General features: G+C 63.5%; 20 protein-coding genes. 11 read left to right on the forward strand and 9 right to left on the reverse strand.

The genetic code is table 11. The features are described from left to right. Positions 1-85: 85 nt before the first annotated feature. Complete coding sequence (locus CKO28_RS18950) at positions 86-481, reverse strand: hypothetical protein (RefSeq protein WP_200342382.1); 396 nt, start codon at positions 479-481, stop codon at positions 86-88. Between the two features lie 3 nt (positions 482-484). Then, positions 485-1,192, reverse strand: coding sequence for a hypothetical protein (locus CKO28_RS18955; protein WP_200342383.1), 708 nt, complete (start codon positions 1,190-1,192; stop codon positions 485-487). A gap of 189 nt (positions 1,193-1,381) precedes the next feature. Between CKO28_RS18955 and CKO28_RS18960 the strand changes: the two genes are divergently transcribed. From CKO28_RS18960 to CKO28_RS18985, 6 genes are all read left to right on the forward strand, one after another. Next, a complete protein-coding gene (locus CKO28_RS18960) occupies positions 1,382-2,236 on the forward strand; it encodes a hypothetical protein (RefSeq protein WP_200342384.1) in 855 nt (284 codons plus the stop codon). An 11-nt stretch (positions 2,237-2,247) separates the two neighbouring features. Further along, positions 2,248-4,683, forward strand: coding sequence for a MobF family relaxase (gene mobF / locus CKO28_RS18965; RefSeq protein WP_200342385.1), 2,436 nt, complete (start codon positions 2,248-2,250; stop codon positions 4,681-4,683). A gap of 138 nt (positions 4,684-4,821) precedes the next feature. Further along, positions 4,822-5,388, forward strand: a complete 567-nt coding sequence (locus CKO28_RS18970) for a Csu type fimbrial protein (RefSeq protein ID WP_200342386.1) — start codon at positions 4,822-4,824, stop codon at positions 5,386-5,388. Then, positions 5,385-5,786: a hypothetical protein gene (locus CKO28_RS18975; protein WP_200342387.1), complete on the forward strand. Its 402-nt coding sequence runs from the start codon at positions 5,385-5,387 to the stop codon at positions 5,784-5,786. The genes CKO28_RS18970 and CKO28_RS18975 overlap by 4 nt, the downstream gene beginning before the upstream one ends. Beyond that, complete coding sequence (locus tag CKO28_RS18980; protein WP_200342388.1) at positions 5,765-6,247, forward strand: hypothetical protein; 483 nt, start codon at positions 5,765-5,767, stop codon at positions 6,245-6,247. The genes CKO28_RS18975 and CKO28_RS18980 overlap by 22 nt, the downstream gene beginning before the upstream one ends. Before the next feature lie 27 nt (positions 6,248-6,274). Further along, the gene (locus CKO28_RS18985; RefSeq protein ID WP_242480663.1) at positions 6,275-8,635 is read left to right on the forward strand and encodes a TcfC E-set like domain-containing protein; all 2,361 of its coding nucleotides are present in this window, start codon (positions 6,275-6,277) and stop codon (positions 8,633-8,635) included. 146 nt (positions 8,636-8,781) lie between these two features. Here the strand turns inward: CKO28_RS18985 and istB are convergent, their stop codons facing one another. Further along, positions 8,782-9,564: an IS21-like element helper ATPase IstB gene (gene istB, locus CKO28_RS18990; protein ID WP_200342390.1), complete on the reverse strand. Its 783-nt coding sequence runs from the start codon at positions 9,562-9,564 to the stop codon at positions 8,782-8,784. Positions 9,565-9,580: 16 nt separating this feature from the next. After that, complete coding sequence (istA, locus tag CKO28_RS18995) at positions 9,581-11,095, reverse strand: IS21 family transposase (protein WP_200342391.1); 1,515 nt, start codon at positions 11,093-11,095, stop codon at positions 9,581-9,583. Here istA and CKO28_RS28920 point away from each other — a divergent pair. Beyond that, entirely contained in the window at positions 11,094-11,219 is a 126-nt protein-coding gene (locus CKO28_RS28920) for a hypothetical protein (RefSeq protein ID WP_274611014.1), read from the forward strand. The two genes, istA and CKO28_RS28920, sit on opposite strands and share 2 nt — an antisense overlap. 281 nt (positions 11,220-11,500) lie before the next feature. Here the strand turns inward: CKO28_RS28920 and CKO28_RS19000 are convergent, their stop codons facing one another. From CKO28_RS19000 to dndB, 5 genes are read right to left on the reverse strand one after another with little or no spacing between them, the layout of a single operon-like run. Beyond that, positions 11,501-12,970, reverse strand: a complete 1,470-nt coding sequence (locus CKO28_RS19000; protein ID WP_200342392.1) for a DNA phosphorothioation-associated putative methyltransferase — start codon at positions 12,968-12,970, stop codon at positions 11,501-11,503. 3 nt (positions 12,971-12,973) lie between these two features. Then, on the reverse strand, positions 12,974-13,360 hold the full coding sequence (gene dndE, locus CKO28_RS19005; RefSeq protein WP_200342393.1) for a DNA sulfur modification protein DndE: 387 nt from the start codon (positions 13,358-13,360) through the stop codon (positions 12,974-12,976). Then, on the reverse strand, positions 13,360-15,351 hold the full coding sequence (gene dndD, locus CKO28_RS19010; protein ID WP_200342394.1) for a DNA sulfur modification protein DndD: 1,992 nt from the start codon (positions 15,349-15,351) through the stop codon (positions 13,360-13,362). Before dndD ends, dndE begins: the two co-directional genes overlap by 1 nt. After that, the gene (gene dndC, locus CKO28_RS19015) at positions 15,348-16,910 is read right to left on the reverse strand and encodes a DNA phosphorothioation system sulfurtransferase DndC (protein ID WP_200342395.1); all 1,563 of its coding nucleotides are present in this window, start codon (positions 16,908-16,910) and stop codon (positions 15,348-15,350) included. Before dndC ends, dndD begins: the two co-directional genes overlap by 4 nt. Continuing rightward, positions 16,897-17,997, reverse strand: a complete 1,101-nt coding sequence (gene dndB, locus CKO28_RS19020; protein ID WP_200342396.1) for a DNA sulfur modification protein DndB — start codon at positions 17,995-17,997, stop codon at positions 16,897-16,899. The genes dndC and dndB overlap by 14 nt, the downstream gene beginning before the upstream one ends. 128 nt (positions 17,998-18,125) lie before the next feature. Here dndB and dndA point away from each other — a divergent pair, with 128 nt between their 5' ends. The 4 genes from dndA to CKO28_RS29385 form a co-directional block, all read left to right on the forward strand. Beyond that, positions 18,126-19,256, forward strand: a complete 1,131-nt coding sequence (gene dndA, locus CKO28_RS19025; RefSeq protein WP_200342397.1) for a cysteine desulfurase DndA — start codon at positions 18,126-18,128, stop codon at positions 19,254-19,256. A gap of 48 nt (positions 19,257-19,304) precedes the next feature. Further along, positions 19,305-21,032, forward strand: coding sequence for a ParB N-terminal domain-containing protein (locus tag CKO28_RS19030; protein WP_200342398.1), 1,728 nt, complete (start codon positions 19,305-19,307; stop codon positions 21,030-21,032). Between the two features lie 17 nt (positions 21,033-21,049). Then, the gene (locus CKO28_RS19035; protein ID WP_200342399.1) at positions 21,050-21,991 is read left to right on the forward strand and encodes an HNH endonuclease; all 942 of its coding nucleotides are present in this window, start codon (positions 21,050-21,052) and stop codon (positions 21,989-21,991) included. 206 nt (positions 21,992-22,197) lie between these two features. Next, a partial coding sequence (locus CKO28_RS29385) for a WGR domain-containing protein (protein ID WP_200342400.1) occupies positions 22,198-22,377 on the forward strand: 180 nt, incomplete at its 3' end.

Consider the following 22,377-nt stretch of genomic DNA (forward strand, 5'->3'; position numbering starts at 1 on the left):
CGCCGGAGGGGGTCGAGGGGGTCGAGGGGTGCGTCAGGTCCGCGAGGGCCGACCCGACGACGTGGACCATATACGTCCCACACGGCTACGGCAACAGCGAAATGCGGAACTCCGGCAACTCGGGTTCGGGCGTCTCATCCTCCGACGCGACGGCCTCGTAGACGGCCAGCCAGTCGTCCCAATAGCAGCCGACGAAGCGACCCTCCGACATTTCGTCGACGTGCCGCGCCAGCGCCTGGCATATCCCGTGTTTCGCTTCGAAGCCGACGACGGTCGCCAGGGTGGCTTCGTCGAACGCCCCTTGGCGCGCGGCGGAACGGCACGCCTTGGCGACGGCCCGGGTCACGCAGGCCCGCGTGGTGTCGCACGCGGGCTCGATCTGCACATGAAGGCACTCAAGGGCGTCCGCCGGGGGGCGCCGGGTGGGGTTCTCCTCGACGACCACCCGCGTAGGCGGATCCGTGCGCGTACGGGCAAGCATCCGTCAGCCTCCGCAGATGGCGTCTCCCCACCCGAACGACGCCAGCATAGTGCAGGACGTCCACTCGAAGTTCATAAGCAACAGTCCGCTCACCAAGTGCGTGATGACCTGGCCGACTGTAAACTGCCTGCCGTCGATCTTGGGCATCAGGAACAGGGCCCGCATCACGGTGACGATGCCGATCACATGAAGAAACTCGAAAACGATCTCAAGGATTTTGCCGCCCGTCGAGCTTCCGGCCGCTTCGGCGTACGCGAACGCGACGTCGCTGACGCCGAGCGTCTCTGACGCAGTGTCGGTTGTCGCCCCGAGCTGAACCAAAAAGATGCCCGCCAGAAAGTAGAGCATGGGCTGGCTGAAAGGCACGCGGTTCGGATCGCTCCCGAACTTCACGAAGTCCGTCAAGGATTTTGCCACCAGAGCCAACCCCGAAATGAAGGCGATCGCGTACAAGAGGGTCTCGACCGGGCTGTCGATCCCCGCTTGCTCTTGGAGCCGCTCCAAGACATCCAGCACCGATCCCATTTTCTTATCGGCGGCGTCCCCCACAGACTCCGGATCGGCTTTCTCGACGAGTTTCGGGTCTATTTCCTGGGCGCGTGCCGTCCCGGCGAGCCACATGGCGGTGACAACCGACAGGAACGCCGCAGCGACAGCGTTCGGCCACGAGACGACAGAGCGGGTTACGGCTTTTCCGGGGGTCGGGTACAAGACAGGCCCCTCCGACCGACTGCAAACGCTTCAATCGTATCGCGGAACCGGTGTGCTGTCAAACTGCGGCGTCGCCGACTCTCTCGATCCAGATGTGCCTTCCGGTCTGGATTTTTGGGCCTATATCGTGTAAGATAGTGCCCTAGCGCGATTTGCGCGTACCGTTTGAAGTCCGTTTGCGAGGCTCCGATGCAAGACGAGAACGAAACCCCGATGAACCGGGACACTGACCCCAACACGACGACAGCCGGCGAGGCAGAGACGGGAGAGACTGTTCGGCGCGACGCCGAAGCGGTCGCGAACGCCGTCGCGCCGAATGTCGACGACGAAGCTGCCCGCCGTCTCAACGAGATCATGTCCATCGAGGCTGACAAGATCGAGCAAAGCGGCCGCTCCTCGGGGGATGGCAGCGACGCGGTTCGCGAAGACAACGACGGCCCGGTCGGCGACTTCGAGCAAGACGAGGAACTCGAAGTCATGTCCGTTTCCGCCGAAGGCGAGTTCGATTACGACCAGCCCGGCGAGGGCGAGGCGCTGTCCGATCTTGAGTCGGACCTAGCGGCGGGCTCCATCGACGCGCCGATCGACGTTTCCGGTTACGTCGGCACCGACCCGGTCGGAGAGCCGAACCCGCAGGTCGCCGAGTCCAAGCACTCGGACCACGAGTGCCAAGGCGTGATCGCGCATCTTCGGGCCAACAGCGACGAGACGGTGTTCCGCGAGCCGTCCGAAGACGACAACGAGGCCGAGCTTCCGCCGCTCGACGTGAGCGAAGACCAGAAAGTGCGCCTCGCGGCCCTGGCGGCGAGCAACGGCCTGACGTCCGACCGGGCGGCGGTCGAGCACCTGCTCAATCACGTCGAGACTGTCGAGAACTTCCGGTCGATTTTAACGCACCAAGTCGATCAGACCCACGAAATCTCCTCCTCGCTGCAACAGCTCCTGTTCGAGTTGTTGGGCGCGGTCGACCGGGTCGAAAAGAAGTCCGACTACGCCCTCGAAGCGATCCGGGAAATGGCCGCGGACGGCGACCCCGTCTCCTAACGGGGGTACCGATGCTCGAAACCACGAAGAAGTCCGGCGGCGCGGGCGCGATCAAATACTACCTTGAGCGCCACGAACAGGAGTCCGTGGGCGGGTGGTACGAGCGCGACCGCAACGGCCACCCTGTCGGGATGCTGAGAGACCCCGGCGGGGTTCTCGCCGGGATGGGCGCGGCGGACGCCAAGGGCCGCGCCGACCGGGAAGCGCTGCGCCACTTGGCCCGCGGATACCTCCCCGACGGCACTCGCGTCGCGCACAACGCGGACTCTCCGACGCGGGTGATCGGGACGGACTTCACGTATTCGGCGCCGAAGGGGCTGAGCCTCACGCTCGCCGAGGCCGAACGGGCCGGGGACAAGAAACTCGCCAACGCGATCAAGTCCGCGCTCATCGGCGCGGTGGACGACGCGCAAGCGTTCATGGACGGCAAGACGGCGTTCGCCCGGTTCGGAAGCGGCGATCCGGTTCCCGCGAGCGCTGTCGGCGCCGCTTTCATCCACTACGACAACCGCGCCGGCGAGCCGAACGCGCACGTCCACTTTTACCAGTGGTCGCACGGCAGGACGCCTGACGGCCGGTTCGGGACGATCGATCCGGACGCCCCCCGGCGCTGGAAGCACGCCGGCGGCTCCGCTTTCCGCGCTTCCCTGGCGGCGCGCTTGCGCGAGATCGGCATACCGGTGCGGACTTTCGCGGACCGCCACGGGAACACCTTGATGGACGTCGCGGGCGTTCCGGAAGAAGTGAAGAAGGCTTTCTCCTCGCGCAGGGCCGCTCTGGAAAAGGCCCGCGCAAAGGCCGAGCGGAGCGGGCCTCTCCGCAATCCGCGGGCTTTCTCCATCGCGGTCGCCAAAGGCACCAAGCAAGCCAAGGGCGCCGCCGCGAACCGGGCCAATCGCATCGAGGGCCTGCGGGGGCTGGTCTCCAACGCGTACACGCCCGGCGACGTGCCCGAAGTCCCTCATGACGCCGTCGGGTTGGCGGACGACCTCGCCAGTCGCCTTTTTGACGGGGAGACCGTCTGGACGGAAAAGGTGGCGTATACGCGCGCGATGGAGTTCGCGACCGAGCGCGGGATGGGCGTCCAAGCGGCGATCGCCGCCGCCGAGAAGGTGATGTCGGACCCGATGACGATCCCGCTGGGGAGGGGTCGGCACAAGGAACTGGAGTTCGCGTTCGAGTCCAGGCTGGAAGCCGAACGGGACGTCGCGATCGAGGCCCTGTCCTCGCGGGGGGCGTTCGCTCCGGCGAGTTCCCGGCAAACATCGGACGCCGCCAGACGGGCCATCTCCGAGCGCGCGGACATTTCGAACCCGAAACAGAACGACGTCCTGCCCGCCGTCCGCCGAGCGCTGTCCGGCGACGGCGTGTCTTGCCTCGACGCCAAAGGTCCGGACGCCGAACTGCTGGCTTCCGCGATCCGGCACGCCGACCCGACCGCCGTCGTCGTCGAGGGCGCCGACCGGCTGCCGACAGGCGAAATCGAAGAGCTCGTGCAGGGCCGCGATCCGGACGCGCGACTCATCTTCATCGGAGAGCGGCGCGAGGTCGATCCTTCGCGTCCGGGTTCCGGCAAGGACGTCGGCGGCGGGTTCCGTCTGCTGGCGGACCGCCTGGGCACGGAAGGCATCCGCCGCGACGAACCTCGGCGCCTGATTTCCGAGGGAGCTTGGGAGAAGGCCATCGACGCGCTGGACAAAAGCGGCCGACTGACGGTGGACCAAAGCGGCGACGCCGAGAGCGGCGTAGCGGCGACTGCCGCGTCTCGAAGCGAGGGGTCGGTCGCCGTGTGCGCGACCATGGCCGAGGCTAAGCGCGTTTCCGAAGCGATCCGTAACACTCTGAAAAGCATGGGCGCGGTCGGAGACGACGAGGCCATCATGCCGCGACCCAAGGGCGGCGACTTGGCCGTGGCGAGAGGCGACACCGTCGCGCTGCCGGACGGCACGCTCGGAACGGTCGAGCGCCTCGAGACGGACGCCGAACCCCACCCCCGGAAAAAGGGGGTAGACAGCCCTTTGCCGCGCGCGACCGGCGTATGGGTCCTGCCGTCCGGATCGGAACCCGGCGAGGAGATCCATGTCTCACCGAAGCTGAAAGACAAGGACAAGACGCTCCCTTTGCGGCGCGGCTACGCTTTCACGCCGGGCAGCATGGGGCCGGTTAAGCCGTCGAGGGCCGTCGTGCTGGGGAGCGGACGCCTGACGGGCGAAGGGTTGAGGGGGACGTTCAAAGCCGCCGGAACCGTGAAGGTTCTCCTGGACCCCTCCGGCTTGGGCGACGCTTCGCCGAAGTCCGCCTTCGCCTCGAAGCTCGGCGAGGGGCCTGGCGGATGCGGCCTCGATCGAAACGCCGGAGCGCTCGCGGTCAACGGCACGAAGTCGGACCTCGAACTCGCCGTCGCCGGGAAGCGAAGCCGCGGGTTTGCCATCGAAGTCAACCGATGAAAAATCTCTTCAACGGTTACATGCGACGCGTATGATGCTATATTCGCCCCATATCCTCCCAGAGAGGGTTTTCAGTCCGTAACGCAGTTTGGGGCGCGCGTCGTCGCGCGCCCAGTCAGTTGAAAGGAGATAGAGAAAATGGAAATCCGAAAGAACCTTCTGGCGGGCGTCGCGGCCATGGGCATGGCCTTCGGCGCGGCGGGCGCGGCCAACGCGGCTTCGCAGGGTTCCGAAGGGACGACCTCGACGGGTTCGGTCGGCGTCTCTGCGACCGTGAGCGAGACTGTCCGTATCAGCGGCCTCGACGATTTGGATGTTGGGACGGTGTCCGCGCTGGACAATGTGGTCCGACTTTTCGATGACGTTTGCGTTTACACCACCAGCCCCACGGGATTCGACATCACGGTAGAGTCCAATTATGGCAATGGCACGTTCGAAATGTACGGTTCGAACACTGCCCATCGCTTGGAATATGAAGTGTATTTTGAAGGTGTCGCAGGAGGCGACGTGTTTAGCGCCACCACTCTCACCGAAGGTGCGGTGACGTCCTTCAGCCCGGGTAGCAGCCAGTTTTCGGACGCTTCATGTAGCGGCACCGGAGGTGTCAATGCCAGTATCGGTCTCCAGCTTGACGGTACCCGAATCCAAGCATCTCCGGCGGATTCCTATTCGGACACTCTGACGGTGCTCGTCGAACCGCGGTGAAGGCCCTCATCGCGCTCTCGGCGGCGGCGCTGGCGTTGGCGGCGCCGACCGCCGCACCCGCGTCGCCGGTCGATCTCGGCGAATGGGCCGGACGCGGAATCCTTGAAGGCGAAACGACATTTTGCGTGCCGTCTGCGGACGACGGCCATCTCCTGGTTCTCCGCAACTTCGAGATGGCCAACGGCCAAGGCGACGTCCTGCCGCTCGACGTCCGGGTCAAGACTCCGGGGCGCGGATGGCGTCAGGCCGATGACGGCGTCCCGCTCCGGGCGTCCGGAAATTGCCGGAAAGGACAAGGCCCGACAACGCGCGTGCGCTTCCGGGTGCCGCAGTCGGCGTTGCCCGCCCCGCCGGGCGAGTACGAAACGAGGCTGGAATGGACCGCAAAGCCACGTTGACGGCGCTCGCGCTGGCGTTCGCCGCCTCTCCCGCCGCCGCGAACGGCGGGGACGAGGGGACGGCGGAAGTCCGGGCGCGCGTGGTCGAGACCGTGCGGATCGACGGCGCTGCGGGCGAAACGCTGTCGTTCGAGCCGTCGGTTGACGGACCCGCTTCGGTCGAAGCCTGCGTGATCTCCGAGGGCGGCGGTTGGGCGGCTCTGGCTGACAGCGCCAACGGCGATGGCGAATATGTCGCCGTGGCGCCGGACGGGACGCGATCGACCTACTCCGTCGCGGTTTCGTACCCGACGAAATCGGGGATCGAGCGCGACCTTCCGGAAGGCGAGACGGAGACCTTCGCCGCCGATCCGGCGGACGCCGGGTGCGAGGACGGCGGGAACCTGACGATCGCGGCGGACTTCGCAGAGGAAACGGCGTCCGCCTCGGACCTGCTGACATTGATTTTGTCGCCTCTCTGAACGGGAGGCTTTCAGTGCGTGAGAAAGATGACCTTTGCAGACGCTTTGCGGGCGACCGCGGCTTTGGCGCCGTTGGCTCTCGCCTATCCGGCTTCGAGCGCGGAGTTCGCTCCACCTGAAGGCTTCGACGTCGAACCGACGGAAGCCGTCGTGACCGTCGCCCATCGCGGACGCGATCTCGGGCGGTTCCGGGCCATGTACGACGCTGAGGCCGGGACGATCTCTTTCGCGCAGCCCGAGGCCGTCGCGAAAGCGTTCCCAGACGATGTCGACGACGCCGCGTTGGCCGACGAACTGGCCGGAGAGCTTAGCGCGAACGTCGACAAAGTCTGCCGCCGCGTGCGCACGGATGGTTGCGGCCGGATCGACGTCCGCCCTGACGGCGCGGGCGTGATCTTCAACCGGGACAGTTGGAGCGTGAAGGTCTTTCCCGGCGCTTCCTTGGTTCGGGAGACGACCGGGCCGAAGTACGTCCCGACGCCGGGATGGGGCGTGCCGGGGATCATCCAAGACTTCTACGGCGCCGCGTCGGGCACCGCAAACGGCGAGACGGAGCGCGCCTTCTCCGGCTTTTCCCGCACGGTCGTCGGCGACGGCCCGGCGCGGCTGCGGGCGCGAACCTCGCTCTCCGACGCCGACGGTTTCGCTTTGGACTCCGCGTTCGGCGAGATGGACAACGGCCGCTGGCGCTACGGCGGCGGGCTGTCCGAGACAACCCCCCTGCCCTCGCTCGGCGCCAAGAGGTTCTGGGGCGCGCGCGTCGAAACGACTCTGGAAACCAGGGCCGATCTTGCCGGCGCCGCCGCGGGCACGCCCGTGACCCTGTTCCTGCGGGAGCGCGCCCAAGTTCGCATTCTGCGCGACGGGCGCCTTCTCGAAGCCGACACGTACGACCCTGGACGGGTTCGCGTGAACACGTCGGGGCTGCCGGAGGGGGCCTATGACATCGAAATCGAGATACGTCCGCTGGCCGGCGGCGCCGTCCGCACGGAGACGCGTTTCTTTTCGAAAGACAGAGGCGTGCCGCCGCAAGGCGAACCGCAGTACACGTTCGAGGCAGGCTTTCTCGCGCCCGACGCCGGATCTGGCGTTCCCGGCGTCGATCCGGTTTTCGCGCACGGGGGCGGCGTCTGGCGCCTCGCCGAAGGCGTCGGCCTGGCCGCCGACGCGACGGCGACCTCGCGGACGGGAGGCGGCGAAATCGGCCTGCGCTTCGTCGAGCCATGGGGAGAAGTCGACGTTTCGGGGTTCGCGACATTGGAAATCGCGGGCGCCTCGGCGCGCCTGTTCGGGACGTCCGGGGCGTGGTCTTACAGCGCCCGCGCGCGGCACGTGGAGGCGTTTGGCGACGCGCCGGAGGTCGACGCCGAAACGGGCGCGGCGCTAGTGGAGCGGGCGCGCACGCGCACGACATTCGACCTCGGCTTGGACTGGCGAGCCAACGCGGATTGGCAGCTGGGCTTCGACGCCCGGGCGGAACGCTACCCCGACGAGGACGTCCGATGGAACGCCGGGCCGTCGGTCAGCTACGCCTTCGACCTCGGCCGGACACGGGGCTTGGCGCGGCTGACGGGGTCGCTCGACGAAGAGGGCGAAGCTGTCGCTTACTTGTCGGTGAGCTTTTTCGCGTCGGGCGACCGTTGGTCCGCCAGTTCCACTTCAACAGCCCAGCGCCGCGACGACGGAACGGCGCTGTCGTCCGAAGTCGACGGCTCCTATGTCGCCTGGCGGAACGCCACGCGCGATCTGACGCTCAATGCTGGCGCGCGAGCCGAGCGCGACGCGGACGGCGAGAACGCGTTCGGCGGGTCGCTCGGCGCGGAGTACGACGGCGAACTGGCGAACGCTGAAGCCGAGGGCGTGAAGACCGGAAACCGGCTGTCTTGGTCGGCGACGGGCCGCACGGGCTTCGCCGCGACGACGGAGGCGTTCGCGCTCGGCGTCGTCGAAGGCGAGAGCGTTGTAGCCGTCAACAGCGAAGGTCGCCCAAACGACCAGTTCGGGGTCTACGTGAACGGGCGCCGCGAGGCGACGATGAGTGGCGACGGCTTCGCGCTCGCGACCGTGGACACTTACGAGACCTCGCGCGTCGAAGTCCGGCAGACCGACGGCGGCTCGGTGCGAATGGGCGGCGGACGCATGGAAGTGGCGGCTTACCCCGGCACTGTGCGTGTGTTGGAGGTGGCGGCCCAGCCGGTGACTCCGGCCATCTTCCGGCTCGTGGACGGCGATGCGTATTTCACGCATCACGACCGGGCTGTTCAGATGATGCCGACCACCCTTTTCACATCATGCCGACCGGTCTGTTCATGTCATCACGACCAGCTGGCGGTGGACGGCTCCCGGCTTCGTGTTGGTGTCGTGACGGTTGCAGATCGGTGCCGCTGAGGGCAAGGCGGTGACGATCTGCGACTTGGATGGTGAGGCGCTGTCCACAGCTCCACGGGCGGGACCCGCGGCCCGGCCGCGCGCGCCCCTAGCTGGCGCGCGGCCGGGGCGTGGGTGGGACCCTGTGGAGCTCGTGGTCAGCGCCGTTACGCTCCGGTTTCGGCGGTCTCCTCCGCGCCGTTGCCGCTGTCGCCGTCCGCGCGCGCGTAGCGCTTGCGCATGGACTCGCCCTGCAGCTCGATCCGGTAGGCGCCGTGGATCAGCCGATCCAGAATGGCATCGGCGACGGTCGCCTCGCCGATCAGGCCGTGCCACTCGCCGACCGGGAACTGGCTGGTCACCAGCGTGGCCGCGCGCCCGCAGCGGTCGTCCAGGACCTCCAGCAGGTCGCGGCGCTGCTGGTCGGTCATCGCCGCCAGGCCCCAGTCGTCCAGGATCAGCAGGTCGGCCTTGGCGAGCTTCTTGAGCAGGCGCATGTAGCTGCCGTCGGCGCGCGCGATCGCGAGTACCTCCAGCAGCCGCGGGACGCGATAGTACCGCACCGCGAGGTTGGCCCGGCACGCCTTCTCACCCAGTGCACAGGCAAAGAACGATTTGCCGCAGCCGGAGGCGCCGGTGACCAGCAGGTTGCGGCCGTCGCGGATCCACCGGTTGGTGGCGAGATACTCGATCAGGCTGCGGTCGAGCCCGCGGCCGGCGCTGTAGTCGACGTCCTCGATGCGCACGTCCAGGCGCAACTGCGCCTGGCGCAGCCGGTTGCGGTAGCGCCGGGTCTCGCGATGCCGGCGTTCCCGGTCGACCAGCTGGGCGAGCCGGTCCTCGAACCGCAGCTCGCGGGCGGAGCTGTCGTCCAGCTGCTCGGCCAGCGCCTCGGCCATGCCGGTCAGGCCGAGGGCCTTGAGTTCCTCCAGGGTGGGGTGCGTGAGCATGGTCACCTCCTCGGCGTTACTGGTAATACTGGGCCCCGCGGACGTTGGCGTGGTTGTCGTTGACCGGCGCGCTCGGCCGGTCCTGGACGGCAACCCGGTCCAGGTCCCGGGCGAGGATCGACTGCAGGCTGGTGTAGCTGACCGCGCCGACACTCAGCCCGCGCCGGCAGGCCGCCTCGAGCCGGTCGGTCCCATACTCCCGGCCGAGGCGGAGGATCCCCGCACACGTCCGCAGCGCCTGGTCGGGCCGGCTGTCCGACAAAACGGCATCCACCATGCCGGCGGTGGCCGGCCCGACCGCCTGCGCGGCCTGCCGCGCGCTCGCGGGCGTCCAGCCGGCGTAGGCGCGATGCCCCGGTGGACGATGCCCATCCTGCGTGGAGTGCTCGCCGGCGACGGTGCTGCGCCGATGCACAGCAACGCGCTTGCCGTCGTGATGGATCTCCACGGCGTCGCGGCTGACGTGCACCTCGACCTGGGCGCCCACCAGCTCGTGCGGCACCGAGTAGCCGTGCTGATCGATGTTGACGTGATAGTCGCGCCCGACGGTCCGGAATCGCACCTCGGTCGGCTGGTAGGGGGTACGCGGCAGCGCGCGCAGCTCGGGCCGATCCAGCCGCTCGAACAGCGCCCGGCGGCTCTCGCCCATGTGCCGCATCACCTTGCCGTTGATGCGGTCGATCTCCGTGCGGATCGCGTCGTTCAGCTCGGCCAGCGAGAAGAACGTCCGGTGGCGCAGCCGGGCCAGCGCCTGGGTCACCAGTTTCACTCCGGCCTCTACTTTTGCTTTATCTCTCGGCTTTGCCACACGCGTGGCGGACACGCTCGTGCCGTAATGCGCCGCCAGCTGGGCGTAACTCTTGTTCGGCCGGGGCTCGTAGCGGTCCGGCATGGTCACGCCCGACTTGACGTTGTCGCAGACCACCTCCGCCGGCACGCCGCCCAGGAACGCGAAGGTGTTGGCGTGGCTGGTCAGCCAGTCGGACAGCCCCTGGCTCCAGGTCGCCTCGGCGTAGGTCAGGCTGGAGGCGCCCAGCACCGCGACGAAGATCGCTGCGTGATGCGTCTCGCCGGTCGCCGGGTCGCTGACCGGCACGGTGTAGCCGGCGTAGTCCACGAACAGCTTCTCGCCGGCGCGGTGGCGGTGGCGCATGGTCCGCGGCAGCCGCCGTTCCCAGGCCCGGTAGTGGTTGCAGAACGCCGTGAACCCGAGGCCGTCGGGGTGCGCGGCGCGGTACTCCGCCCACACCAGTGACAGCGTCACGCCCTTGCGCCGAAGTTCCCGGTGGACCCACGCCCAGTCCGGCAGCGGGCGCTCGTGCGCCGGCGTCGAGCGGGTCACCGGGAACAGCCGGCGCTCCAGCTCGCTGTCCGCCATCTCCGCCGGCAGCGGCCAGCTGAGGCCGCTCTCGCGGAAACGCCGCAGGTAATCGGCCACCGTCGTCACGCCGAGCCCGACCCTGGGCGCGATCCGGCGTTTGGACAGGCCGTTCTCGTAATGCAGACGCAGGACGTCCCGGATCTTGCGCATGGCTATCCTCGCAGTCGGCATCGTGCCTCCCGTCTTGCCGTCCAACGTCGGGAGACACGCCTACCTCAGGTTGAGAGTCGCCAACACGGATCCGGGCACCGCCACGGTGGTCGCGATGAAGTGAAACGAGCAGTTTTCGTCCACGTTGAAGCTCATATGCTTCCGAGCAACACTCACCTCCATGCATAACCGGACCAGACTCCGCCCGGTTACGACACCGCCCCCGACGCTCTCAAGTCCGCAAAATGCGGGGAGTCCTGAGGCCGAAAAGGCTCGCTGATCAGGAAAACAGCCGGTGGCGGTTGCGCCACGCCAGGCGCGGATTCGATGTCCTGGCTCATTGTCCAGCCACGTGCTAGCTACATTGGTGAGGCTGGCGCCGAGATCGTCAGTTCCGTGGGGGGTCTATGCCTTCTTTGTAGAGACGTTCGAACGGAGTAGGCGGTGGCCGTGCAGGTAGAGGCCATTGTCAGCGAGCACGCAATTCCAGCCGTCCCGTGTGCCAATTCGGCTGCTATTGGCGTATAGCCCCTTCTGCTCTTCGATCCGGGTCAACCGCGCGAATTTTGCATATTGCGGATGGCTTTCCGGCAGGAAGGTCTCCTTGCGATGCAGGATCGGCGGGTTCCGCTGACCGCTGTAGCGCCGCGACTTCACCCGGAAGGTCTGGAGATTGACTGTCAGGGCGTGCGCCAGGGTCGGATGCGGATCGGTCTCGAAGTCCGGATAGGTGAGGTAGGAAACCTTCGGATCTCCGCGATGGAGCTTGATCAGATTGGCTCCCTCCACCCGGCCGATATAGCCACGGGCACAGCCCTCGAAGAGCCGCAGAACCGGCGGCAGCGCCTCGAGCGCACTCTCATGCACATAGATCGCTGAAGGTGTCAGCTTGCCGACTTCGGAGCTTTTGCAGGCTGCCTCGATCACCTCTGGATCGCCGAGCGAGAACAGGAGCTCATCTGAGCCCTGGCAGGCCTTCGTGTAGGTCGAGAAGAAGGCCTTTACATCGAGCTTCAGCTCTTCAGGGAGCTCGGAGAAGCGCGGGCGACCGTCGAACTGCGAGAGCGCGAGATAGATATGGAGATCCTGTGCGCGTTCAGCCGCGATGGCATCCCACTGTTCGGCATCAGTAACGCGCTTGATCACCTGGAAGGCGCGTTTGGGACTTCCGAAAATCTCGCGGATCGGCTCGATCGCAGCGCCGAGCTCATGATCAGTCGGCAGCCGGCCCCGGCTCGCCATGAACTCGATCAAGGGCTGAAGGGTTGTCTGGTGCTCGTTGAACAGCGTCTCTGAACGGGTCAGGCGCGGCGCAACTGCGCGCCTGCGATAGCGCGCGGCCTGGAAGGCCATGCGCGCTACGTCGCTGGGGAACACATAGAAGACCCCTGGCCCGGCCGGCAGGGCCAAGACGCCGAGTGTCTGCTCGATCCAGTTTCGCAGCTCCGTCTGTTCGAAGAGCTTCTGGAAAGTGCCGCGCGAGGTCAGATGCCCGTCCGACAGGTCGGAGGTTTCCGCCCCGTCCCGGCATTCGGCGGTCAGCCGGGCTCCGACGATCAGGACACTCTCGGCCAGGGACCAGGCCTGGCGAAGCGCGTCCTGGCGCTCGCCTGGGTCCTCGATCACATTGACGACATAGCCGAGATTGACGATTGGCGCGGGTTCACGTGGTGCGTCCGGCAGGAAAAACGGATCCCAGCCTTTGATCGTGAAGCCCATGGAGCTGAGGCGGGCGATGTCCTGCCCGCGCCCGCATCCATAATCGAAGATCGGCGTCTCGGGGGACGCTAGACCGTCTGTCAGCGCCAGCTTGATCGGACGGGAGAGATCAGTCCGCCCGATCGCCGTCTTGTGGCGCTCGACCGGCTGCTCCATGGCTCACGCAGCCTCATCGAGCGGCATGGCAACCAGCTTGCTGATATCGCGCAGATTTCGGTTTCCGGCGAGGTAAGAAACCCCGCGATGCAGATGGAGCCTGAACTGATGGTTCAGTGTCTCCGGGTCTGTGTCGAAGCCATCCCGAAGACACCGCTCCTTGAGCAGCGCGAGATAGATCTCGTGGTGCCGGCCGCCGAAGACCTTCCAGGTCATTTCGACATTGCTGTCGGCTGGGATCTTCGCATCCGGCGGCACGCTCGGCTCGGACACGGACAGGCAAAAGGCCCACCGGCAGAGCACGTTCCAGTGTTCGATGCCGGTGTAGCGCTTCAGCTTGGTCAGCTGATCTTTGCCTTGCTGAGAGAGGCGGATGTAGTCGATAGCCATCAGGCAGCCTCCTTCTCAGGAAAATAGCCTTCCGAGATGCGTGTGGCGCCGGCCGCATCGTCGAAATCCAGGGCGTACATCCGCCCGATCCAGGGGCTGAGCCGCTCCAGATAGTCGCCGGTGATCTCTTCATCCGTCGACAACAGCAGGACCTGATGGCTCGCGAAGGGGAAGTAGCGCTCGACGAGATGGCCTCTATGGCCTCTGTCGAGCCGCCCTAGCGGGGTGTCGATTGCAGTCGGCAGCGGTCGCCCGGACGCCTTGGCCAGCCCCCAGAGAAGCGCCACGGCCAGGAGCTGGCGCTCGCCGGCTGAGAGGCGTTCGGGAGAGAGCCGTTCGCCGTCATGCGCGAAGAGCGTCAAAGAGAAATCATTCGGATCGATCGAGAGCGCGGTGACCAGGCTCGTCTTGCGCAGGAGCTGCTGATAGCTCTCCAGGACGAGCTGCTCGATCTTTCGCAAATGCCGCTCGACCACAGCACGCCGGAATGTCTCCAGGGTCCCGCGCACCTTGGGTGAGCGGTGTAGGATGCGCGCCCTGTCATTGCGATGAAGCTCGGCTTGCGCATCCGCCTCCAGGAGGCGAGTCAGGGTCTGCTGTTTCTGCTCGAGCTCCCGCTCGGTGCGCGCAATCTCTTCCTCGAGCCGGGCCCGTTCGGCTTCGAGCTGGGAGATTTCTGTCCTGAGCTGCTCGCGCTCTTCTATAACCGAAGAGAGACTGTCGGGTTGAGGCACACTGGCTGCCTCGAGCTGCGCCTGGTCGAGCTCCTCTTCCAGACGGCGTTGTTCGGTCAGCTGGCTTCGCGCCTCCTCTTTGGCTTCCTTCAAATCGCGGTTAAGCAGAGCTCGAAGGTCGCCCTGCGCCTCGGTCGGCAGATCAAGGTAGCTCGCGCGCGCGCTGATCTCTTGGCGGCGTGCGCGATCTTCTTCGCAAAAGGCCTCGAGACGCTTGAGCAGATCCGTGTCTGACCCCTGCTCTCTTGCGAGTTCCAAGAGCCGAACATCGCGCTCTTGCAGGGTGGCTAGGACCTCGCGCTCATGTCGGCTTTCCTCTTCCTGATCGGCGAGCTCGGAAACGGCCGTCAGGAGATCGGGGCACAGGGCCAAGGGCAAGCAGCCCGCAGCGAGCTCGCGAAGGCGGTGCGAGCCGTCGCGCGCGGCCTTTTCGGCCGCGTCGCGCCGCGCCTCGATCTCCGCTCGCTGATCGTAGAGTTCGCCCCCGAGCTTGCGATAACGCTCTTCGACCTTCGCCAGGCGGGCACGCGCCTTCTCGAGGCGAGAGGTTTCTAGGGAAGCCCGATCCTGCTTGAGCTGATCCAGGCGTTGGCGGGCCTCTTCGATCTCCTGCTCAGCCTTTTCGATCGCTTGGCGGTCTTCATCGCCTTTGGCTTCGACCTGTTTGCGCCGCTCGAAGGTCTGGAGGTCCTTCTCGAGCTGGTCGACGATATCAAGGCCGAGGAGGTTTTGAATCGCAGTGCCGATCAGATTGGCCGAGCTCTCGGGGGAAGCGTAGCCCTCGACCTTCTCGCCATCGAACAGGAAGAGATGGGCGATGTTGCTTGGAAAGAAGTCTTCAACCTGGTTTGCCCAGTTCTCCGTCATGGTCCGGTCGACCCGCCCGTCGCGCAGGACCTCGAAGTGCTCCTTGCAGCCATTGCTCGTCAGCCGCCAGGAGCGATGCAGCCGGTATTCCCCCTCTTGGCCGTCGAGCGTATGCCGGAAGGTAAGCTCAAGCGCGGCTTCTTGAGCGCCGGTGCCTCTGTGAATGCAGTTGGCCAGGAATTTCTGGTAGCTGAGGCCGTTGCGGTTCGAGCACTTCGCGAAGGGGCCGAACAGCACCAGCTGAAGCGCGTCCAGAAGGGTCGTCTTGCCGCCCCCGTTCAGCCCACCAAAGAGGATAACTGGCTGCTCAGCGCTCGGTGGGGTCAGCCGGATCGTCTGACGGCCACCATAGATGCCGAAGTCATGGATGGTGAGTTCGTCGAGTATCATTGGTGGGCCTCATCCGTCCCGGCTTCGGTCAGCTCGAGTTGCTCTTCTGTGCGCGTGAAACCATAGGCATGGTCCTGGCCGCGCGCTTGCGCGTCGTCGCGACCGCTCTGTTTCTGACGGGCGCGCTCGATCGCATCGTTCTCATCGTCATAGAAGTTCCGCTGAAAGGCGCTTTCGATGGCCTTGAAGAGGCCCGCACGGCGCAGCATCGAGCGATAGCGCTTTTCCGTCGCGAGGAGTTCCCGGGTCAGCTGGAAATGCAGCTGATCCTCGCCGCACAGCTCCTTCAGGAGCTGCATCTCTTCCGCGCCCATTGCTGTGTTGTCGTCTAGCGCGCGCCCAGGATAGGGGGCGCCGGTCGCCTCCTCGTAGATCCCGGGCAGGCTGTCCTCGATCTCATGCTTATCGACGACCCATATGCGACGGATCTCTTCGAGCTCGGGCACTGAGATCAGCTCGATGTCGTGCACGTAGTCGGGGCCGGTCTCGCGGATCACCTGTTGAACCTGGAGAAGCTCCCGCAGCCAGTTTTCCCGGACTTCCTGCTTGTACGGTCCAGGAATGGGGCGGTCATGGAATAGCTGGACGGAGCCATTCATACGCCGGAAGTCACGCAGATGACGGTCATCCCATTTCCCGTCGCTGTCCTTGGGAGCAAATTTGTTCCGGAGCTCAAGAAGCGGAAGCATCCACTCCTTCTCCTCATCATTCTGGATCATGGCCTGCATCGATTTGTCCTTCTCGACCATCGTGCAGACCCAGCAGCCAAAGCGGCTGTCGCCGCAGCTCGGCGTGCTTGTATCGACGACCAGAGGGCACTCATTGTCCGGCGAGGCGCCCTGGTACATCGTCAGCAGATCCTTGTTGTTGTAACCCCAGGGGTTCTGGATCTGCATGAGGAACATCCAGATATCGTCGTTCGTCCAGTCCTCGACCGGCGTGTAGACATAAGAGTTCGGCAGGCCCCCATTTGGGCTAAGGCGATCCCGGACGCGCTTTTTTTCGAAGTGGTTCATGACCTTGGCGCGCGCCGCGCTCTCGGCTTTACGCGTGCCAAGCACCAGGATCGCCTCGCCGTGGCTCTGCACGACCGAGCTGATGAATTCGTGTGAGGGGTTGATCTTCAGTCGCTCGGTGCACCACCGGAATTTCGGCCGAGGGGCTGGATAACCGCGGCCCAGAAGGTTCACCCAGAAGGTGTTGCTTGGATCCGGGGTCAGCTGATGCGACGAGATCGGGAGCCCCTGCTCAGCCGCGGCCGTGTCGATATTCTCGAGTGACCGCCGCACCCAGGACGCGACGATCGGGTTTTCGACCAGGGTATCGGTGCTAATCACATAGACGGGCTTGGTCAGCTCCTCTGCGCTCAGCCGCGCCAGGGCGGTCCAGACAAGCTGGAGTGTAGCCGTGGAATCCTTGCCGCCGCTGTAGCCGACGACCCATGGAACCTCGTCGGCTTTGTAGAGCTCTGCGACCTCCTCCATGACCAGGTCGAGCGTCTTGCGAAAGCCAAGTTCCTCGAAGGCTGAGGCTGGCTTGCGGACGTTAGGCTGCTGCATGTTCGCCTCGATTGAATGCGTCCTCGACACGCTGCTCTTCTGGCGAGAGCTCCACGCCGAGCTTATGCTTGATCGCGTTGGCGGTAAGGATGATGTTCTGCTGCGCCTTGGAGACCCGCCCGCCGAGGAGGGCGCGGCCCTCCCACAGCGCAGCATTAGCGCGTTTCCAGTCGATCTCTGAGAGCTTCTTGAGCTTCTTCTGCCAATCATTCGGGTGTTTCCGGATCAGCGTGTTGCCGACCCGTGCCAGGGCTTGGAGCACGACGCCGTGGGAATTGATGAAGTCCTGGCGAACCTCACCGGCCGTGATCTGGCCGTTGCGCACGAGCTCCCATTCCTTCATGTGCTTTGCCACCTCTTCCCAGAAGCTGACGGCAAGCTCAGCGGCTTCTTCGGGGTCCTCGAGCTCAATGCCAGAGACGAGCTCATGCGTGGCGTTGTAGATCGCGCTGAGCGTGAAAAGCCGGCGGGAGCGCTGCGAGAGCGTGGTCTTCTCCATCTCGACAACATCCCGGAACACGCCGGACTTCAGGACTAGGCTTTTGGCGAGCTGCGCTGTCTCATCCCGATGGTCGTAGAGGACCCCAAGGGACTTCGACGGCCGGATGGCATACCGGTTCAGGTCAGCAAACATCTGCTGGCAGCGCTCGAGCCCGACATCGAGGAAGAAGACGACAGCGATCGTCTCATCAGCGAGCTCTGGACGCTCCCGCAAAGCCATCTCGATCGCGGCGCGTCGGTGCTGCCCGTCATTTATCACGAAGCGTGAGTCCATCGGTATGTGAAGCATACCGACCCGGCTTGCATCTCCTTCAGACTCAATTTTCTCGAAGTCGACTTGACCATCGATCGAAACAGTAATCGCAGAAAAAACGTAATCATTCGGGTTTTCTGTAATATATCGTGCCATCTCGGGAACACGAGAGCGGTTTAACTGCCGCTGAGCGCGCATTTCCGGGAGAATGTCTTCATCGTTGAAGATAAACAATCGGGGGAGCAGCCGCAGGGGGCACATTGATACATAATACTCCCTGCCTGCCTGGATCCCACGGATAGCGGGGAATATGATTTCGAAACCTTCTGACATCCTGACCTTGCGCCGCGAGGGGTTTCTATGAGATGCAAACACCACTCATCATAGACAAACATGTTTGTCAAATCGGAAACATACAAACGGGCTCGCGCACGCAAACATTCTGAGCCTGGAGGCGCACCGTGGCTGTCTATCTGGATTGCAACGCAACCACGCCGGTGGAACCGGAGGTGCAGGAGCTCGTCGTCCGGTATTTCAGTGAGAATGTCGGTAACGCCGGCAGCCGCACCCACGAATTCGGCCAGCAAGCGAAGAATGCGGTTCAGACCGCGCGCGAGCAGGTTGCCTCACTCGTCGCAGCCAAGCCGGACGAGGTGCTTTTCACCAGCGGCGCTACCGAGAGCAACAACATCGCCCTTCTCGGACTGACCCGCCATGGAGAGCAAACTGGGCGGCAGCACATTGTCTCGACGGCGATCGAACACAAAGCTGTCCTCGAGCCCCTTGAGGTTCTGGAGCGCCGCGGCTTCGAGGTGACCCTCGTGCCGCCGGATGCTGACGGGCTTGTGCCGGCCGAGCGCGTTCTCGAAGCCATCCGGTCGGACACGCTTGCGGTCTCGGTCATGCATGTGAACAACGAGACAGGTGTCACACAGCCTGTGGCAGAGATCGCGGCCGGCCTAGAGGAGCAACACCCCTATTTGCATGTCGATGCAGCCCAGAGCTTCGGGAAGGTGGTAGACGAGCTCAAATCCCCACGAATCGATCTTATCAGTGCGAGCTCGCACAAGGTTTACGGCCCGATCGGTGTTGGAGTTCTGATCGCGCGCCGGCGCCGATATCGTCGGCCACCACTAGAGCCTTTGATCCATGGCGGCGGTCAGGAGCGCGGCTTGCGGCCAGGCACGTTGCCGACACCGCTGATCGCCGGCTTTGGTCTGGCGGCTGAGCTTGCAGAGAAAAACAATAAGGCGCGCCGAGAGAAATGCTTGGCCATTCGTCGCCAAGCGCTTGCAGCCCTCCAGCCTTTGGGGATACGTCTGCACGGCAACGAGGAGCGGCTAGTTCCCCATGTGCTCAATCTCAGCATCGACGGCCTCGATTCCGAGGCGGTCATGCTCTCTCTAAAGGGCCTGGCGGCCGTGTCGAACGGCTCCGCTTGCACTTCAACGAGCTATGAACCAAGCCACGTCTTGCAGGCCATGGGCCTCTCAGATAACGAGGTCCAAGGGGCGATCCGATTTTCCTGGTGTCATCTGACGCCGGACGTCGACTGGGCGGCGATCCGCAACACCATCTCAGGGCTTCAGTAGCCAAGAACCAGCAACGACAATCGCCAGAAGATATCCGGGAGCGATCAAGTGCAGTACCGCTATCAATGCATAATCTCCAAACAAACCAACTCTGATAAGTGGCTGACACAGTTCGCGGCCCCAGCTCCCGACATCGACAGATGGGCCGGGGTCCCTCAGAAAAAGCGGTTTGGTTCAGGCGAAGAGACAGCTGGTTTCCAACGCGAGGAAAGTCCAAACCGTATCAAGAGCTTGCGGGAGTTTTACCTGAACCAAGACAACATAATTCAAAACCCACTTCTATGTTCTTTGCGTGATATACCCCGATCCTCTGTACATTTTGAGCCATCCCCCGGAACGTCAACGGAGGCGCAAATCCAGATTGGTGAACTTGTCATTGATATTCCAGAATTCGACTCTCTCTCTTTCGAAGAAATATTGCGACATGTTCGCGAGTATATCGAATCTCGCGTGCCAGAACTCCAAGACAGAGAGCCGGATCCTGCTATCGTAGAGAGCTTGAAAGCGCGCGCTGCTGAGGTTGGGCACTTGGAAAAAGCCGATCCGGCTGAAGAAACGGCAGAGACCAGTGAGGAAAGTCCCTCCGAGACTTCGGAGAACGGTGATCCTTCGGGCGTCCTGTTTGAAGAATCCCACATTATCGACTTTTGGCAGGAGATCGCGGCCCGCCACGAGCTCGTGAAACAGATCGACCGTCCGATTGAAGGCAACGAGTTTCTCGGTTTCACCAGTGACGCCCTTCTTTCCTATCTGCGACCCGTCGTTTTGGTTGATGGCCAGCATCGGTTGCGAGGCGCTCTTGCAGCGGCCCGTGAGATGCTGAACGACCCGGAGATCCAATCTGAGGTGGAAGAGCGGATCGCCAACGGTGAGAACTGGGAAGATGTCGAGGCGGAGATTATACATCGCAAATCCCGCCTCTTACCCATCTCGCTACTGATGTCGACCGAACCGGCTGAACAGGTCTTCCAGTTCATTGTCGTGAACCAGAAAGCGACCCCTATCGGACGAGCGCTCTTAGGTACTATTGTATCGACCACACTCTCCAACGACGAGATGGATAGCGTTGCGACTCGCTTGAAGAATGCGGGTATTCATCTTGAAGAATCCCAAGCCATCACCTATCTCGCGCGCCACCCGGACAGCCCATTCTGCGGCTTGGTTGAGCGTGGGCTCGCAGGCGATTCCAAAGACCTCCTACAGTGGAATGTCTTCGCATCTCTGGTCGGCATATTTCGGAATCTCAAGGGCGGGAAACTCTTCGGGCAAAGGAACGACTATGCCGAACTATGGAAGCAGCGCTTCCTGCCGAATTCTGGAATTATCGCCGACTATGAGAGCCAAGGCTTCGAGAAACCGGAGAATTACTGGAGCAAGCTCGATGGGCCGTGGCGCGAGGTTTTCATTAAGTTCTGGGCAAAAATCCGCGACACGTTCGGTAACACGGAAGATCCAGATAAGCACAATTTCTGGGGACGCACCCGAGACTCGAATCTCTTTAATAAGATATCGCTGACTATTTTGGCGGCCGATTTTTTTCAGTTTATGGTAGAAACGCGGACCAGACTTAACTCGGCTGACGAGATACCTGACCTTGTCGATACCTGGCTTGAGAATGTCAATACGGGCTACTTCGATAAAAACTGGAACCTGGCTGGCGTAAAGAAGGACTCTACAGGTATTCGGAACCAGTGGGCATTCCTCTGGTCTGAGTATCGAAAGAGCGGTGGGAATCTTCCTGATCGTCGCCTCTTCCGTCAGCCCAAGGGTGAGTGAGAGTATCGGCGTATCTGATGGATGAAGCGCATTTCCTGGAATCAGCCCTAAGCAGCGGTGCATCGACCTGGAGCAGCGCCTCTCTCGGAGAGCTCGCGCGACTGCAGGTGCCAGAGGGGTTGCTCGGACGCCAAAAATCGCTCCTAAGAGCGGACATTAACGAACAATGGGCCAGATGGTTCGTGGAAAGTTTGGCTGATCCACGACATTATGCAAGGCTTGACGCATCCTACCCGCAGATTTTTGCGGATGTATTCGAAGTTGTAGAAACCCGTTTCCATTACTTCAGCCGCCCTCAAAAGAAGGAACTCGCAGCGTCTGCTGCGCACATTCTAAAGCGCTTTGTTGACCGGCTTCAAGCATCACGACGCCGGCAGCCGGTCCCGTTTTCAGACAAGCGCCTTCTTTTAGATTTTGCAGGCGATCCGCCGAGATGCTGGATCTGTGGGGCCAAATTTGCGCCTGAAGCTGTCGAGAACTTCCTTTACCAAGAGCGGCATGAGGTGCCCCTTCCCCAGTTCATTGACATCTTGAAGCCTCGTGGGCTCTCACACAGGGACGTTGCCATCGAAATCGATCATGTGGTTGCGCACTCACATGGTGGTGGGGAAGAGAACAACCTCGCTTTGTCCTGCGGATGGTGTAACCGTCACAAGAGCGCGCTTTCCTCGATTTACGATGTCGAGGGGAGGCCGCGCACAGCTGGGCAGAATCAGCTTGGCGTTGATTCTCTTCCGCAACCCTTTTGGACTGTCAGGGTACTTGCGGTCGTGCGCCGATGTGAGCATCCAGAGGGGTGCGAGCAGTCCGCCGACAAGGCCAACGTCACTGTGGTGCCAATCAATCAGAAAGGCGCGACAAACCCGGCAAACTTGCGAGTCTGCTGCTACGACCACGATCCATATCGCTCAATTCGTCTACAACCGGTTCGCATCGTTCGTGACGTTTGGCGCGCATAGGGCGATGCGTATAACGGCCGTTGGCCTGTCTGTTTGCTGCAGGCGGGTTACTTAGACCCGTCCGATCACTGTGTCTCACGCACAAAGCGCTGAAACACTATTGGTAATTCTGTTTCATGCACGGCTGCGGCTGTGATAGGATTCTCAGGACGTTAGACGAAGCGCCCCGGCTCGCCGGGGCCTTTTTCGGGCCCGGAGTGAAACAAATGTCGGATGTTACGTTGCAAAACGATGCCGCCGATCTGATCCGCATCGAGAACACCAGCAACAAGCACCGTTTCTACCGCTGCGCCATCTGGCCCGGGTTGTTCGGTGACGTCTCCCTGGTCCGGGAATGGGGCCGGATCGGTCAGCCCGGGCAAATGCGGCTCGACGCCCAGCCGGAC

Origin of the sequence: Rhodovibrio sodomensis, from assembly GCF_016583645.1 — a bacterium.
Classification (GTDB): Bacteria; Pseudomonadota; Alphaproteobacteria; order Kiloniellales; family Rhodovibrionaceae; genus Rhodovibrio; species Rhodovibrio sodomensis.